This window comes from Nocardia sp. NPDC052254, assembly GCF_040679495.1.
Lineage (GTDB): Bacteria > Actinomycetota > Actinomycetes > Mycobacteriales > Mycobacteriaceae > Nocardia.
The window spans coordinates 857361-871607 of the sequence record NZ_JBFAUW010000001.1; the positions used below are offsets into that span (position 1 = coordinate 857361).

The 14247-nt window shown below is 64.9% G+C and carries 15 protein-coding genes; 9 read left to right on the forward strand and 6 right to left on the reverse strand.

The genetic code is table 11. The annotated features are described in order from the left end of the window. The first annotated feature begins 17 nt into the window (after positions 1–17). From AB0L57_RS03975 to AB0L57_RS03985, 3 genes are all read left to right on the forward strand, one after another. Positions 18–782, forward strand: a complete 765-nt coding sequence (locus AB0L57_RS03975; protein ID WP_357569749.1) for a 3-oxoacyl-ACP reductase — start codon at positions 18–20, stop codon at positions 780–782. 182 nt (positions 783–964) lie between these two features. Continuing rightward, positions 965–1645: a GAP family protein gene (locus AB0L57_RS03980; RefSeq protein ID WP_364956679.1), complete on the forward strand. Its 681-nt coding sequence runs from the start codon at positions 965–967 to the stop codon at positions 1643–1645. A gap of 440 nt (positions 1646–2085) precedes the next feature. Beyond that, a complete protein-coding gene (locus AB0L57_RS03985) occupies positions 2086–2451 on the forward strand; it encodes a hypothetical protein (protein ID WP_364956682.1) in 366 nt (121 codons plus the stop codon). Positions 2452–2500: 49 nt separating this feature from the next. On the opposite strand, the gene AB0L57_RS03990 is transcribed toward AB0L57_RS03985, so the two are convergent. Then, positions 2501–2740 (reverse strand): hypothetical protein, encoded by a 240-nt coding sequence (locus tag AB0L57_RS03990; RefSeq protein WP_364956685.1) that lies wholly within the window; start codon positions 2738–2740, stop codon positions 2501–2503. 402 nt (positions 2741–3142) lie between these two features. Here AB0L57_RS03990 and AB0L57_RS03995 point away from each other — a divergent pair, with 402 nt between their 5' ends. The 4 genes from AB0L57_RS03995 to AB0L57_RS04010 all read left to right on the forward strand — a co-directional run bounded on the left by AB0L57_RS03995 (position 3143) and on the right by AB0L57_RS04010 (position 8017). Beyond that, positions 3143–6007: a protein kinase gene (locus AB0L57_RS03995; RefSeq protein ID WP_364956688.1), complete on the forward strand. Its 2865-nt coding sequence runs from the start codon at positions 3143–3145 to the stop codon at positions 6005–6007. Between the two features lie 8 nt (positions 6008–6015). After that, a complete protein-coding gene (locus tag AB0L57_RS04000; RefSeq protein WP_364956691.1) occupies positions 6016–6405 on the forward strand; it encodes a helix-turn-helix transcriptional regulator in 390 nt (129 codons plus the stop codon). Continuing rightward, positions 6402–6596, forward strand: a complete 195-nt coding sequence (locus tag AB0L57_RS04005; RefSeq protein WP_364957286.1) for a DUF664 domain-containing protein — start codon at positions 6402–6404, stop codon at positions 6594–6596. Before AB0L57_RS04000 ends, AB0L57_RS04005 begins: the two co-directional genes overlap by 4 nt. Before the next feature lie 344 nt (positions 6597–6940). After that, entirely contained in the window at positions 6941–8017 is a 1077-nt protein-coding gene (locus AB0L57_RS04010; protein WP_364956694.1) for an SMI1/KNR4 family protein, read from the forward strand. Positions 8018–8223: 206 nt separating this feature from the next. Here the strand turns inward: AB0L57_RS04010 and AB0L57_RS04015 are convergent, their stop codons facing one another. Further along, entirely contained in the window at positions 8224–8784 is a 561-nt protein-coding gene (locus tag AB0L57_RS04015; RefSeq protein ID WP_364956697.1) for a TetR family transcriptional regulator, read from the reverse strand. Positions 8785–8863: 79 nt separating this feature from the next. On the opposite strand from AB0L57_RS04015, the gene AB0L57_RS04020 reads away from it, so the two are divergent. Both AB0L57_RS04020 and AB0L57_RS04025 read left to right on the forward strand, forming a co-directional pair. After that, positions 8864–9214: a DoxX family protein gene (locus AB0L57_RS04020; protein ID WP_364956700.1), complete on the forward strand. Its 351-nt coding sequence runs from the start codon at positions 8864–8866 to the stop codon at positions 9212–9214. A 626-nt stretch (positions 9215–9840) separates the two neighbouring features. Further along, positions 9841–10143: a hypothetical protein gene (locus AB0L57_RS04025; protein WP_364956702.1), complete on the forward strand. Its 303-nt coding sequence runs from the start codon at positions 9841–9843 to the stop codon at positions 10141–10143. A 530-nt stretch (positions 10144–10673) separates the two neighbouring features. Here the strand turns inward: AB0L57_RS04025 and AB0L57_RS04030 are convergent. From AB0L57_RS04030 to AB0L57_RS04045, 4 genes are all read right to left on the reverse strand, one after another. Continuing rightward, a complete protein-coding gene (locus AB0L57_RS04030) occupies positions 10674–11960 on the reverse strand; it encodes an SMI1/KNR4 family protein (RefSeq protein ID WP_364956705.1) in 1287 nt (428 codons plus the stop codon). A gap of 225 nt (positions 11961–12185) precedes the next feature. After that, positions 12186–13061 (reverse strand): proline dehydrogenase family protein, encoded by an 876-nt coding sequence (locus AB0L57_RS04035; protein ID WP_364956708.1) that lies wholly within the window; start codon positions 13059–13061, stop codon positions 12186–12188. Between the two features lie 240 nt (positions 13062–13301). Beyond that, positions 13302–13694, reverse strand: coding sequence for a hypothetical protein (locus tag AB0L57_RS04040; protein ID WP_364956711.1), 393 nt, complete (start codon positions 13692–13694; stop codon positions 13302–13304). Further along, the gene (locus tag AB0L57_RS04045; protein ID WP_364956714.1) at positions 13684–13986 is read right to left on the reverse strand and encodes a hypothetical protein; all 303 of its coding nucleotides are present in this window, start codon (positions 13984–13986) and stop codon (positions 13684–13686) included. The genes AB0L57_RS04040 and AB0L57_RS04045 overlap by 11 nt, the downstream gene beginning before the upstream one ends. Between the last annotated feature and the right edge of the window lie 261 nt (positions 13987–14247).

The window sequence follows — 14247 nt, forward strand, 5'->3', positions numbered from 1 at the left end:
AGAGGGAAGTTGGCCAGATGTCATTGAACAACGAGACCGTTCTCGTCACCGGAGCCGGACGCGGCCTCGGGCGGCACATCGCACAGGCATTCGCGAATCAGGGCGCGACCGTGGTGATCAACTATCGGCACAGCCAACAGGACGCGCACGCCCTGGCCGAAGGCATCGGCCCGAACCGCGCCGTCGCCCTCCAGGCCGACGTCACCGATCGCAGTCAGGTCGACGCCATGTTCGCCCGAGCGCGGGAAGATCTGGGTCGCCCGATCACCACGGTGATCAACAACGCCCTGCCCGATTTCGCCTTCAACGGCGACGCCCGCCGCAAGGCCGACGAGATCGACTACCGCGACTTCACCGCGCAACTGGATGGGGTCCTCGCCGGCGCGGTACACACCACCCAGGCAGCACTTCCAGGAATGCGGGAGTCCGGCGGCGGCACCGTCGTCAACATCGGTACCAACCTCTTCCAGCACCCCGTGGTGCCGTACCACGACTACACCGCCGCCAAGGCTGCCCTACTGTCGCTGACGCGCACCTTCGCCGCCGACCTCGGACCGGAAGGCATCCGCGTCAACATGGTTTCCGGCGGACTGCTCCGAACCACCGATGCCTCGGCCGCCACGCCCGACGACGTGTTCGACATGATCGCCGCCGCCACCCCGCTCCGAAAGGTCACCACCCCAGACGATTTCGCTGCGGCGGTGCTGTTCTTCGCCTCCGACTGGTCACGGGCGGTCACCGGCCAGAACCTCGTGGTCGACGGTGGACTGGTGATGAACTGAGGGTCGTGTCTCGCACACCACGATCTGGACGTACCAGCTACCCGACGCCAAGACGTGAAGGCGTGCTCTTCCACCAACCGGGCCGAGCGAATTCCACGCTCAGCAAGACTGAGCGGGCGCGAAGGCCGTAGCGGAGTGCCCCACGGCAACCGGGCTTCCCTGCCCGTATGTTCGGTGGGGTCATGGTGATTTTCTTGCTCGCGCTCGCGGGCTTTGCGCTTCTGGACTCGCTCGATGTTCTGCTGGTGGGGGTTACGACCGCGGTGGTCCTCGACAGCCGACTGAGTCGGCGGTCTCCGATACCGGGCGCGGCGAGCTTCCTGCTCGGGGTCTTCGCTGTGACCACGGCGTTCGGTATATGTACGGTGCTCGGGCTGCATTTCCTCACCGACCTGGTCCACTTCGAGCTGACACCGACGCTTCGCTACAGCGGTGAGCTCGTCATCGGTGCCGCGCTTCTGCTTCTCGGCAGCATCCGTCTGTCCGGCCGAACACCGACGCCGCCACCCTGGGCATTGGAAGCGCGCCGACGGCCGTGGCTGCTGGGACTGATGGGCGCCGGCATCGGACTGGGTCAGGCACCGACCGCAGTTCCGTACCTGGCTGCGCTGGCGATGATCTCGACGAGGGATCCTCGACCGGACCTGTGGCCGGTGATCGTCGTCGTCTACTGCGGCATCGCCCTGCTACCCCCGGCACTGGTGGTATTCACCGCCACCCGACGTTCCCCGCGGGCACAGCGTCTCTACCGCGGCCTCGTTCGAAAACTCAGCCGATTCGGACCGATCTCGATCCGGATCCTGTTCCTGGCATTCGGCGCGGCACTCGTCCTCGACGCGATCAGGAACTACTCATCGCTGTAGAAGAACGCTGTGGAAGAACCGGGCGCCGGCACGCTTCTGGGCTGCGACAAGCGGGCGGAATCGCCGGACACCAGCCCGGTTGCCCGATCCTCCAGGCGATCATGTGATCGGTGCGGACGCCAAGTCCACTGTGCCCGAACAGAATTTCCCGAGCGATCACCACCGGGGTCACGGTGTCCAATCCTGCCAACCGCGCACGTCACGAGTTTCCGTCGCCGGGTCGCAGGTTCGGAGGCAAGACACGCCGGGGTGAGCGGACGTGTCGGCCGATAGCGGCGGTGCGCCTACGGTGGTCGCGTCGGGTTGTCTGCCCGGCGTCGCGCGTGAGCGCGGTAGGCCTGTCGATCACCTTGTCCAGGAATTCTCTTGCGCTGTCACGGGGAGAGCCAGGCCTCGTGGCGGCCACGACCGGATCGGTATGACACCCCAGGAGGTCGAAAATGCGTGTTACTCGTTCTGCCCGGCCCCTTGTGCCCGCAGCCTTGCTCGCCGCCGCCACGGTGACAGTGTGGGCACCGACGGCCGCCGCCGAGCGGCCGGGTCCGCTGCCGATCTACACCTGCGACATCGACGAGCAAGGGTTCGGTGTGGTGCAACTCGATGGCACCAAGGCCATCACGGGGCAGAACTGCCAGGCCGGCCCGGGTTCGCCCACCAGCGGGAAGATTGAGGATGCCACGGTCATCCAGCCCCGGGACGACGATCTTGCCTACATCTGCAACGGCACGGTGTTCGTCCACGAGAACATCCTCAACGGTCAGTTGGAAGTGACAACCGATCGTTGCCGCATCCCCGGGCAGCAGTGACGAATTCGGGTACGTGTTCGTATCTGGGTCTGCCCGGCGTCGCGGAACACTACTGGCTCGTTCCGGACTCGATCCGGTACTGCTCCATGACGTCGTCGTATTCCTCCCGACGGTCCGCGGTCATGTCGTCCTCGGTATGGAGACTGAGGCTCCACGGGATCGGGCACGGCGGAGCATGGTCGGGGTCCGGGCACAGGAGTCGCTCGATCTTCTCGGCGACCGCACGCGCTTCCGCCGGTGAGGCGACAACGCCCAGACGGATCTCCCACAACCGTTTCTCGTCCGGCATCTGTCAGATCTCCTTGCACCATCGCGATTCGGTTCCAACCATCTCGAATTCTTCGGAGCCCTCACCCCACATCAGTCGGCGTTGCGGGTTCTCTCTCACCGACTACCCGAGAACGGTGTGGCCGTCGTATGTCCCACCCAAGCAGGTTCCGACCGAGAGCCGTCCGTCACCCGGGTGAATCGCCCTGGCATGTTCGGAGACTTCGTCACATGGAGACGATGGGGTCGTGTCGTCGAGGACGAGGTATCAGGCCGAGATGACCCCACCCTGCCGATCTACCGGGGATACGCTGGGTGCAGGAAAGGTGAGCCAGTGTTGCCCGATGACCGACAGGAGTCCGGGCGGACCGCCGCGACCGATGACGATCCGCAGTGCACACGCCGCCACGTACCCGCTGTAGTCATGGCTGAGTTGAACGTGGCCGGGCTCGAGGACGCCCAGGAGATCGGACACGGCGGTTTCGGCATCGTGCTCCGATGTCGGCAACCTGCACTGGAGCGGACGGTGGCGGTCAAAGTGCTGACAGCCGGTCCCGATGCCGACAACGTGGCGCGCTTCTTACGTGAACAACGGGCGATGGGTCGTTTGACGGGACATCCACATATCGTCACGGTGCTGGAAGTCGGGATGGTCGCCAGCGGATTGCCGTATCTGGTGATGCCGTACTACGATCGCGGCTCGCTCGACGAAAGGATCTGCCTTCACGGTCCTCTTTCCGTCGATCAGGCCCTGCGGATCGGGTCAGCTCTGGCCGATGCTCTGGACGCCGCGCATCGCCTCGGGATCGTGCACAGGGATGTCAAGCCCGCGAATGTCCTGATCACCGACCGTGGCGAAGCCGTCCTGACAGATTTCGGCATCGCGCACGTCACCGGGGCATTCGAGACGAGTTCGGGAACCGTCACCGGCTCTCCGGCTTTCACCGCACCAGAAGTCCTCGAAGGAGGAGAACCGACACCGGCAGCCGACGTCTACAGTCTGGGCGCCACGCTCTTCTGCCTGCTGACCGGGCACGCGGCTTTCGAACGTCGCAGCGGTGAGACTGTGGTCGCACAGTTCCTGCGAATCACCTCCCAACCCGTACCGAACCTGCGCGACGGCGGAATTCCGGACGATGTGTCGCAACTGGTCGAAACTCTCATGAACCACGACCCCGAACGACGCCCCGCGAGCACCGGTCTGGCGGAAACCATCGAGCGACTGCGGTCCCGGTACGGGTCCGCACGCTCACGGTCCACCGCACCGCGGCACCCAACTCTCGACGATCCACACGAGCGCATCCCGGAACCCCCGGGTTCCGGCATCGGATCGGCACCGAGTACCGGGTGCCACGGTAGCCCGCCGCTGGAGCTGACCAGCTTCGTCGACCGGCGCTCCGAAGTAGTGGAGATGAAGAACCTGCTCACCTCCTCCCGGCTGGTGACATTGACAGGACCTGGTGGGGTCGGGAAGACGAGACTCGCACTACGAGCTTTCCGGGCGGCACCCCAGCGCTCCGGCGAGCGAGCATGCTGGGTCGAACTCGGCAGCACCTTCGATGAGTCACTACTCGTGGACGTGGTCGCCGCCGCTCTCGGGATCCGCAGCGAAACGACCACCGACCTGCTCGGCACCGTGACCGACCGCTTGAGAAATCAGCAGATGCTCGTCGTCCTCGACAACTGCGAGCAGATCATCGACCAGGTGGCGGCGCTGACGGAGACCTTGCTGCGCACCTGCCCGGACCTGCGGATTCTCGCCACCAGCCGCGAACCGCTCGGTATCGCGGGCGAGGTGATCCTTCGAGTATCGCCGCTCGCGTCGCCGGGCCCGGAGTCCGAAGCCAGCCTGTTGGAGATGCCTCGATTCGCCGGCGTCACGTTGTTCACCGACCGCGCGGCCGAAGTATTACCCGGCTTCGAGCTCACCGAGGACAACAAAGCCGCCGTCGGACAGATCTGCGACCGGCTGGACGGATTGCCGCTGGCCATCGAGCTCGCCGCGGCTCGCACGCAAACGATGAGCCCCGAGCAGATCCTTCAACGACTCGGCGATCGATTCGCATTGCTCACCCGGGGGCATCGGACCGCACCGACCCGGCAACAGGCATTGCGGTTGTGCATCGACTGGAGCTACGACCTCTGCACCATCGCAGAACAACGCGCATGGGCCAGGGTCTCGGTGTTCAACGGAGGCTTCGAACTCGACGCGGCCGAGGACATCTGCGGCATCGACCTGGCAGACACGGAATCGGACGCCGATTCCGAATACGTGAGTTTCTTCGACGTACTGTCCTCATTGACCGACAAGTCGGTCTTGATATGTGATCGAAGCGGCTCGGTCGTACGCTTCCGAATGCTCGAGACGATACGAGAGTACGGACGCCGGAAGCTACGCGAGTCCGGTGAAGAAGCCGAAATCAGCCGACGGCATCGAGACTGGTACCAGCGTCTGGTACTCGACGCGGAAGCGAACTGGATAAGCGACCGGCAGCTGAGATTGCTCAGCCGGCTCGAACGCGAACAGGCCAATCTGCGCACTGCTCTGCAGTCGTATCTGGACCAAGACAGCACCCAGGCCACGACGGCAGGTCTGCGGACCGCGGCCGGCTTGTTCGAATTCTGGAACCTGCGCGGTCTGCAGAACGAGGGACGGTCATGGCTCGACAGCGCCCTGACACGCTCGCAACCGGGGCAGATACCGGATCGAGTGAAAGCACTGCAAGCCATCGGTCACCTGGCCGCCGCACAGGGCGACTTCGACGCCGCCACTGCCTATTTGGACGAGCAGCGCGCACTGGTCGATCGCCGTCGCACACCCATGCTCCAGGCATATCTCGCCCACTCCGAAGGCCTGCTCGCCCTGACCAGCGGAGCGCCCGCCGACGCGATCGCCGCCTTCGAGCACGCGATCACATTGCTCGACCCCGGCGAAACAGAAATCCTCACCGTCAGCACACTCACGCACCTCGGCTGGTCATATGAAGCCGCGGGTGATCCGGAACGAGCGTACGACCGATACCAGAAGGCCAACACAATCACCGAAGCGCGCGGCGGATCGCTGTACCGCTCGATCGCGTTGCGAGGAATGGCGGTGGCCCTCTGGCAGCAAGGCCGGCACGAGCGCCCCCGCGCACTGCTCGCTCAGGCCCTGCGCGCGAGCCGCAGCCTCGACAGCCCGGTCATGACCGCATTCATCCTCGAAGCCCTCGCGTGGACAGTCGGTACATCCAGCAAGGCCGAACGCCCCCCGTTCTCCTCGGCGCCGCACACAACCTCTGGCCGCTGAGCGGAAGCGTGTCCACCGTGTTCTCCAACATGTCGCGCTTTCACGCCGATTGCGAGCAACGCGCACGAAAAGCACTCGGCACGCGTGGATTCGACGCGGCATTCCGACGCGGACAGGCCATGAGCGCGAACGAGGCGATCGGCTACGCGCTCGAAGAAAACACCGTGACCACCACTCGAACGGCCGATACGACGCGCGCCCTGACCAAACGCGAACAACAGGTCGCAAAACTCGTGGCATTGGGCCTGAGCAACAAGCAGATCGCCACCAAACTGGTGATCTCGCAACGCACCGCGGAAGGCCACGTCGAACACATCCTCGGCAAACTGGGCTTCACCTCACGCGCACAGATCGCAGCGAGCATCGCCCGCGAAACCAAAGGCCGACAAGGCCCCTGAGCGCCTCCGAACGGGCGCGCAGAATGCTGTCCATGATCGACAGATCCCACCCGCCACACCACGCCGATGAGAAGACGACGCTGACCGGCTTCCTGCGCTGGATCCGCTGCCACCTGATCGAGGAATACGCCCGGCACAACGGCCACGCCGATCTCATCCGCGAGCGCATCGACGGCTCGACCGGAGAGTGACCCGGTCCCGGCCGTAACCGTGCACCATCGGGATCAGGGTCGTGCCGATCCGCGACCCCCATGCTCGACCACGGCCTGGATCATCGATTCGACAGCGGCCACGCTCGCAGGTCTGTCTGTTCGGCACGCGCACACCAAGACTCGGTTCGGCGCCGGGTCACAGACCGTGACCGCCGACGACGGGCACCGAAACACTTCGCTCTCATAACTTCTCAGACGTGGCAGGCGCAACTGCGGCACCTCGATAGCGAGCTTTCCTAGGCTGTTGCCGGCTTCATACCACCGTGATTCCGCTGGAAGGAAGACATCTCGTGCACCCTGCAATAGAGCGGCTGAGTGCGGTTATGCCGCCTTCGCCGCTCGGTCCGGTGATCGCCCCGCCTTGGGCACGAATCGAGAAGGCGATGGGGGTCGGGATGCCACCCGACTATCGGGACTTCATCGATCTGTACGGCCATGGGGCAATCAATGACGAACTCGGCATCAACTATCCCGGGTATCCACAGAGCGACGGATCGACTCTGAGGACGTTGACGGACGCGGCCGAAGACGACAACCGCTACAACGTGTACGAAGCCTTACAGGCACCCTTTCCCGGCTATCCGGCACCGGGCGGCCTGCTGCAATGGGGCGGCAACTACAACGGCGACATGCTCTGCTGGCTGACCGAGGGCGACAACCCGGACAACTGGCCGGTCGTGGTGGTCTTCCGCCACATTCATCAACCGTCGTGGCGGCGGTTCGACGGCGGTATGGCCGCATTCCTTCTCGCCCTGGTCACCGGAACATTCGACCTCGCCACCACGTTGATCGGCGATCCACCGGGCCCGGCGCGCTGGACTCTCGCGCGCGATTGGGGCCACGACTACGGGTTCGCGCCCTCGGCGCGCTACGTCCATGCCGGCGACTTGTTGCGGCCGGGCGGACAGGGACTGACGCTCGCCGCAGGTGTGCCGGTATCGCTGCGGTATGCCGAAGGTCTCGGTGGAGACCAAGAACTCTATGCGCGTACCGGTGAGGTTCGTCCCCTGATCGGGCCCCACGACCCCGACTGCCCCGCCGAGACGATCACTCTCGCCAACGGCGGACAGACGGCGGGAATGATGGTCTACCAGATCGAGGCCGAGGCCACCATAGACCTCGACAATGCGCCGGGCACCCTCGCACTGCAACTGCTCCACGACCGGACACCGCTCCCGGCGGCCACATCCGTGGACAGCCACGGCCCGACCATCACCATCACCACCAAAGCCGAAATCACCGTCGCCGACCCGGCAGCAATACAATTGCGCATCGCGAGCGACCGGAGCACCGACATCACCGTCTGGAACCTGTCCCTGCATGTCAAAGGCACCCTGGCCACCACTCCGAGTCATGCCGACGGGTTACTCGACGAGATCGGCGATCGTGAGGGTATTTGATCGCCCGGTGATCTCGCCGCTCCTCGCAGAGCGAGCGAAAGCCGGGTGACGGGTTGAGTCCGAGAAAACTGGAGGAGGCCATACCAGCCCTGCTGGACCCGCCTTTCACGGTGGACGGTTTCCTGGGGTTGCACATTCCGACCCCCAGCTGGCCCGCAAGTGCGGTGCCCCGCGCGCGAGAGTGCCGGTGGCATATGGGGTTTTGTTCACTCGCCGGGTTGCAGTAGGCCCGCGCAGACGGCGTCGAAGAGTACGCGCGGATCCATCGCGGGTACGCCGAGGGCGATGCGGTCCAGTGCGATGCCGGTGAAGACCGAGCCGAGGGCATCGATCTGTTCGTCGGTGGGATGCCGATAGCGGGCACGCAGGATGGCGGTGAGTTGCCGTAATGCGCTGGCACGAAGTCGGCGCATGAGGTCGGCGAGTTCGGGGTCGCGGGCAGCGGCCAGGGTCAACTCGGTGCGGGCCAGCAGGCGGTTGCGGGCCACGCTGGAGTCAGGATCGGCGAGCACGGCGAGCAGGTCCGCCGGGTCGGCATCGGCGGGTGTGGCGAGCCGGTCGATCTCGGCGAGTTGAAGTTCGAGCAGTCGCTGGGCGATGGCCTGGTAGAGCGCGGCCCGGGTGCGGAAGTAGTTGGAGGTGGTCCCCGCCGGGACTCCGGCGGCGGTGTCGATGGCGCGGTGGGTGACCTGGTTCAGGCCCTCGCGGTCGATGAGGGCCAGGGCGGCGTCGGCGAGCAATTCACGACGCGACGTCTTCTTCGGCATGCGCTTGACTCTACTACATCGTTGTACTACACATTAGTACTACAACGTAGTGAATCAATTTCCACTGAGGAGCACCCCCATGAACACCGCCTTCGTCGTCGTCACCGTGCTGGCCGCCCTGTGGGTCGGCTTCTCCGCCGTCTCGACCTTCACTCGCGCCGAGTGGGTGGTGAAGCCGCTGGCCGATTACGGCGTGCCCCGCACGTGGTGGCCTCGGCTGGCCGTGGTGAAGACGGCGGGCGCACTGGGCATGCTCGCCGGGCTGTTCGTTCCCGCCCTCGGCGTAGCGGCCGCGATCGGCCTGATCCTGTACTTCCTCGGGGCCGTGGCCACGGTGCTGCGCGCCCGCGCTTACACACACATCGCCTACCCACTGCTGTATCTGGTGCCGGTCGTCGCCGCCCTCGCACTGGGTTACGCCGCCGCCTGAGCGCCCGCCGTCCCGTCCGCCGCAGACCCCCCGGTGCGGCGGCACGGTGACTGCGCTCACCAAATCTCCCCGACCGGGCCCGCCGAAATGCCCCACCCGTGAGCGGTGTCGACTGTCGGGTTCACGGTTGTGGCTCCCCACTCGGCAAATTGAACGCCAAAACCGTTCTCTACCAGATAATTACGCCACATCCCCCCGCAATTCGGCACGCTGAACTGTCCAAAGGTCACGCCGCGAGCCGCTCTCGTGTTTCTGTCTCGAAACCTTGGATTCGAGACAGAGGGTCTCGCACAGCAGCACATGGTGAAACAGCAGATCCTGAGTCTCAGAATCAGATCTCGAGATCAGGAGCGTCATCGGACGCCGATCCGGCTGCCCCGGGTGGGGGAAGAAAAGTTCTGGAATTGGGGAACCGATCGGTGATGGCCGTCGTCCAAGCCTGTGACAGAACAGCTTTCGGGCCGGGGAGAGGCCGGAGCGGCGCTACGGGCTGTGCACAGTTCAGAACCACGGGGAATCCGTCATGAACCTTGCCATGCCCAGACCAACGGTCCGATTCGGTCGAACAGCTCTGTTCGCGGTCGTATCGGCGATCGTGACGATCACGAGCGTGGTGGCCGCCGGCCTTGAACGTCCTGTTCGGCAGCACGTTCATCTCGACCTCGACGGGCGGTGTGGCGTGCGAGCTCGCTCGGGGCATCCACGACGACGTCCTGTCCCGCAGCGGGAAGATCTGGCCCGCCGACCCCGACGGCGGGGACAAGCCGTTGCAGCCCACTGCCGACGGATGGCGCGGGCAGGGCGGGGTGATTCCATTCGGGCAGGTCGAGCAGGCGAAGGATCCTGATCCGAACCTCGACGGTGTGGTCCGATGGTGGCTGCCCGACACCCACGACGGACTCATCGCCAAGCAGTCCGGCGATCCCTGATCCAGAAAACAGCGGATCTGGGATCCGGAGATGCCGCGGTGGCCTTCCTCCGGGAATTCGGCGAACGGTGCATGAACGAGACTGGCGTTGCACTGGTCTCGCTCGACCTCGACGCGGACGGATGGAGACTCGTATTCGTACCCGGCGAGCGACTCGATCGGCGCCGCAGCCAACGCGGTCGGACGTTCAATTACTGTGGTACGCAACGACGGCCAATTCTGAGGCTCCTCACGAAACTGGGCACCTTCCTGAAGGTGGCGGCGTCCGGGCCAACAGCGCGAGAGAGAACGCCACACACCAGAACGCACGATAATGCCTGGGGCGCGTTGACCGAATCGGCCAGTGCGGGGCGTCCGACGATCCAAACACCAAGCGGCCGTGGACAACACGCCGACATGCCGACATGCCGATGAGAATGCCGTCCAGCGTGGTCGCAAGTGATCTGAGGCCGGTGCTGGTGTGCGGTGCAGGCTGGGTTTCCGCCGGGTGGTGCGTAACCGATGACGCACCCATCCGGTGTGCTCGCGGGGTCAGCGGCCACTGCGCGGTCTACTCAACAACGCGCGGCCGCGTTCCGGAGTGAGGCTGTACGCCAGCACCGGGTCTGCGAGCAACGCGACCGGGGCGATGTGATCTGGAGTGCGGGGCTGCCAGTGTGTCATCGCGATCTCGAGCGCATGCCACAGTGCCGCTGGGTCGGAGTGGTGTTCCGCGAGCGCGTTTCGCACCGTGGTGTCGAATGCTTCATTCCCGTAGGCGATCCGGTAGCCGGACTGCTGTACCCGTGCTCGGTGCTCATCGATGGCGCGTCCGATCTCGAGCCCGGGGTCATTTTGTGCGATCTCGAGGATCTGGGCAAGTTTGCGCGCGGAGCTCTTCGAGTGCTCACCTTCGGCGTGCTGCTCGACGCGTTCGAGAGCTACGCGGTGTGCGGCAAATGCGCGATCAGCCAGGTACTGGGCATTTTCGAGCGCGGAGCCATACCAGGACTCTTTGTTTGCGTGTTGCAGGAACATACACGGCAGGAACTCCTCGGCGAACAGTGAACTGGTGAAGAATCCGTCCGGGACGGGCGTCAGCGGTAACAGACCTGAAAGAAGCCGGGAGGCCTCGTAGGGAGAGGAGGTTGTGAGAAACATCTGGAGCTGGACGCGCAAGACCGTCGCGCGTGACTGGCCGAAGTGGGCGGCCTTTTCCAGGGCCGCCACGGCTGTATCGGTCTCCCCGGAAAGGGCTGCGCCCCGGGCTTTTTCCACCGCCAGATCCCAGCTGTCACGGGTCTTGCCCGCCGGTCGGCGTATGTGATGCATGCCTTCGTACAGCGATTCCATCAGGGCGGTGAAGGACGGATGGCGTCGCGGAAATTCAGCCCAGGAGAACACGCTGTAGGCGGCCCACTCGCCATTCTCGTCACGGTCGGCCGGGTCCAGGAACAGCACCCCCGCGTCGGCGTGAAGCGAGATCAGCAGTCCTCGGCCGAACGGGTTACCCGGCGCGTCGGCCGGAGCCTGGGTGACCAGGTCGGCCCATGACTCCCAGGCAGGTTCGAGATCACGCAGCCATCCCAGATTCGTGGTGTCACGCATCTTCCACACGAACTCCCCGGCGTTGCGCCATCCATCGGTCGTCAGTAGGAAGCTGCGATACGAGGGAGGTAGCCTCTGGCCGAGGCGCTCCTCGACCGCTGCGATGTCGGCCTCGGCGGCTGGCGCGTAGCCGAGCCAGCGCTGCCGCACCACTTCGGGCTCCAGGGCATCGGGATCACTGACGGTGATCTGTTCCTCGCTCCACAGCTCCAGCCACGGTCTCCAGTTCATCGCATGAATGCTACGAACAGCCTCCGACAACTTCGGCATGAGCGCAGGCCGAGATCATGGTGATCGAAGCTCGTGGTCCCGCTTCGACAGCTCCGCACACCTCGACGTACGGTCGCGCTCCGGCTTCGCGCTGTCCGCACCGACGGGCGGTGTTCGGCAATCTCGGCGCGTCCAATGGACGCACTCTTCTGCCGCTGAGCGGCCGATCACGGTGCCGGAAGGCGTTCAAGCACCGCGTGATTCGGCGAGACGGCGCATCCAGTAGCGGAACCAGTCGTCGCCGAACGGGATGTAGACACGAGTGGGGATGCCGCGGGCAGTGAGGTCGTCGATCACCTCTGGTCGCACGCCGAGAAGTTGCTCGATCGGTACCGGACCGAGGGAGGCGAGGAGTGCCTCGCGGAGGACTCCGTCGTGGGTGGCGAGGGCGAATGGCGTGTTCGTCGCCGCGAGTTGGTGAGCCAAGCGCAAGTAGGCGATGTCCGTGGGCTCCCCGAAGGGGAGGGCACGATCGGGGGGCTCTACGTAGGCACCTTTGACCAGCCGGATATGGACGCCGGCATGCTGGAGGCGTTCGACATCGCCGGGGGTGCGGTGGAGATTGGCCTGTACGGTGGCACCGAGTCGGTCGCCCAGCCCTCGGTCGGCGGCGTCCAGCACACATGCCAGCACGGCGTCCGAGCGCGAGTAGTCCTCGGCGCCGACCTGGATGCGCCGCCCGTCCGGCAGAGCCCGCGCGATCTCCGCGATACGGTCGGCGCAGCCACGCGGGTCGATATCGAGACCGAGATGGGACAGATCGATCGCCAGCCAAGCATCGTCGGCATCGGTGAGTCGATCGGCCAATCGTAGGTAGTCGTCGGTTACCCGTTGTGCGACGGCCGGGTCGTCGACCAATTCACCGAACTGATCGATACTGCTGGCCACCTTGCGGTCCGAGAGTTCCCGGGCGGCCCGGATCGCATCATCGGTGTTGATGCCCGCGACGTAGGGTGCGGCCGCTCGCCACGCTGTGTCCCGGCCCCGGGGCAGGGCTTTGACGACCCGCTCCAGACTGGTACTGGTGGCAAGGCGGAACAGGATGGCGCGATCGACCGACATGGCTCCATCATCGCAGTCGAGCGCCGCCACATGCGACGTCCACACATACCGCTCATCGAGCTTTTTCCCAGGGTCACGATTAGTAAAGGCACCCACAACACCGCAGCATTGGACGCGGTCGGAAGACTGCTCGCACACGAGAATTCACCGCCGGTCTTTCCGGGTATCGTGCACTGCCGGCCTGGCGGGAATCGTTACCCCGAGCCGGAAGGTGGCGTGCCCTACCAGTGGGCGGGGCCGCTAGAACGAGCGATGCGCCCAATCGATCTCGTCGAGGCGGACCCGATCGTCCTGCAGCCAATCCCAGATCAGCTGAGCGACCCGGTCGAGGTCGTCCAGCGTAGTCTGCAGGTATTGCCCGTCCTCCACACCAGGGTGCACCTCGAGCAGGTAGTCGGTCGCGTTATTGCGATAGGTCTGGATGAACCCGTCCTGCCCGGTTCGCGCCACGGTCATGAACGACCCACCGCTCACATAGGGCAGTTTGTTCAGCCAGTAGAGCAAGTGGTCACGGGTGAGGGTGGTGGTGAACTGCCGAGCACCGACAGTGACTCGCAGGTTCCGGTGCGCCACCGGCGCCTCGGCGGGCAGCACATCGGTCCAGGGGCCAGCGGCCGCACTGTCAGTCCTCATCGGCGTACTCCCAATCGAAAACGAACTCGGCATGCGGTAGGAGAGCGGTCACCCGGCTGGTCAGCATCGCCTCGAACGAGTCCTGCCAGCGGTAGAACCCGCTGAAGATCACTGGATAGTCGGAATCCACCGTCACGGACAAGCTCCCTTCGTCCTCGCCGAACGTGATGAACACTTCATCGCTCAACCGCTCACTCTCGAGCACATCGGTGAGCAGCGCAGTCACACCCGCCCGCTCACGCTCATCCCGCAACTCCCGAATCGAGAACGAGACATTGATATTCACTGACACTCGCTGGACGATAACCCCCACCACCGACAAACAACGTAAGGCCCTGCGACATATTCAGCCGCGCAACAGGTTGTCGCCGACCGAGCTGCGCACGCACATCGACCTCGACAGCCGTGGCATCAACCATGTGACCCTGCCAGATCTAACTCGAGACAGATTCGAGCGCAGCCGCTGACACCGATTCCAACATGGTGGCGGGTGGTGGTGATCGCATGTCCGCCACCCACACCGGCGATCCGAACCTGGTTTCGGGTCGCGGTC